At 68.5% G+C, this 1868-nt stretch carries 1 protein-coding gene; it reads right to left on the reverse strand.

The window, feature by feature from the left end; all coding sequences use genetic code 11:
• A partial coding sequence (acs, locus tag ACP7A5_RS17900) for an acetate--CoA ligase (RefSeq protein ID WP_426043154.1) occupies positions 1-1863 on the reverse strand: 1863 nt, incomplete at its 3' end.
• Between the last annotated feature and the right edge of the window lie 5 nt (positions 1864-1868).

The raw sequence follows: 1868 nt of genomic DNA on the forward strand, positions 1-1868 counted from the left end.
CCCCAGATCGTTCTCGGCGATCTTGCGCAGGATCCGCCGCATGATCTTGCCCGAGCGGGTCTTGGGCAGGCCGGGGGCCCACTGGATGGCGTCGGGGGCGGCGATCGGGCCGATCTCCTTGCGGACGTGGGCGACCAGGGCCTTCTTCAGGTCGTCGTGCGGCTCCACCCCCTTGTTCAGGGTGACATAGGCGTAGATGCCCTGGCCCTTGATGTCGTGGGGGAAGCCGACCACGGCGGCCTCGGCCACGTCTTCGTGCAGGACCAGGGCGCTCTCGACCTCGGCCGTCCCCATCCGGTGGCCCGAGACGTTGATGACGTCGTCGACCCGGCCGGTGATCCAGTAATAGCCGTCCTCATCCCGGCGGCAGCCGTCGCCGGTGAAATATTTGCCGGGATAGGCGCTGAAATAGGTGTCGAAGAAGCGCTGATGATCGCCCCAGACGGTGCGCATCTGCCCCGGCCATGAGTCGGTGATGCACAGGTTGCCGCTCGCCGCGCCTTCCAGCACCCCGCCTTCGGCATCGACCAGCTCCAGCTCCACCCCGGGCAGGGGCCGGGTCGCCGACCCCGGCTTCAGGTCGGTCGCGCCGGGCAGGGGAGAGATCAGGGCCCCGCCCGTCTCGGTCTGCCACCAGGTGTCGATGATCGGCAGCCGGCCCTCGCCGACCACCTCGTGATACCAGCGCCAGGCCTCGGGATTGATCGGCTCGCCGACCGTGCCGAGCAGGCGCAGAGACTTTCGGCTGGACGATTTCACCGGTTCGTCGCCGTCGCGCATCAGGGCCCGCAGGGCCGTGGGGGCGGTGTAGAAGATCTCGACCTGGTGCTTGTCGACCACCTGCCAGAAGCGGCGGTTGTCCGGATAGTTGGGCACCCCCTCGAACATCAGGGTCGTGGCCGCGTTCGAGAGCGCGCCATAGACGACATAGGAGTGGCCGGTGACCCAGCCCACGTCGGCCGTGCACCAGAAGACCTCGCCCGGCCGATAGTCGAACACCAGTTCGTGGGTATAGCTGACCCAGAACAGATAGCCGCCGGTGGTGTGCAGCACGCCCTTGGGCTTGCCGGTCGAGCCCGAGGTATAGAGGATGAACAGCGGGTCCTCGGCGTTCATCGGCTCGCACGGGCAGTCGTCGGAGACGGTCGCGACGGCGACCTCGAACCGCACATCCCGGCCCTCGACGATCGCCACATCGGCGCCGGTGTGGGCGATGACCAGCACCGTCTCGACCGCCACCTTGGTCAGGGCCTCGTCGACATTGGCCTTGAGCGGGATCCGCTTGCCGGCGCGCAGGCCCTCGTCGGCGGTGATGACCAGCTTCGAGCCGCAGTCCTCGATCCGCCCGGCGATGCTGTCGGGAGAAAAGCCGCCGAACACCACCGAATGCACGGCCCCGATGCGCGCGCAGGCCAGCATGGCCACCGCCGCCGCCGGGATCATGGGCAGATAGATCGTCACCCGGTCGCCCTTCGCCACGCCCAGGGCCTTGAGCACATTGGCCATGCGGCACACCTGTCGGTGCAGCTCGGCATAGGTGATCGCGCCCGAGACCGCCGGGTCGTCGCCCTCGAACAGGATGGCCGTCTGGTCGGCGCGTTCGGCCAGGTGCCGGTCCACGCAGTTCCAGGCGACATTCAGCACCCCGTCGGCGAACCAGCGGATGCGGAAATCGTCCTTGTGAAACGACACGTCCTTGATGACGGTCGGAGGCGTCATCCAGTCCAGCCGCCCGGCCTGTTCGGCCCAGAAGGCGTCCGGCGTCTCGCGCGCCGCGAGCCGCGCGGCCTCGTAGGCGGCGGCGTCCATATGGGCGCGTTCGGCCCAGTCGGCAGGGACGGGATACAGGTCGGGGTCGGTCATGGGGG

The organism is Brevundimonas sp. TWP2-3-4b1 (assembly GCF_049897665.1).
Classification (GTDB): Bacteria; Pseudomonadota; Alphaproteobacteria; order Caulobacterales; family Caulobacteraceae; genus Brevundimonas; species Brevundimonas subvibrioides_B.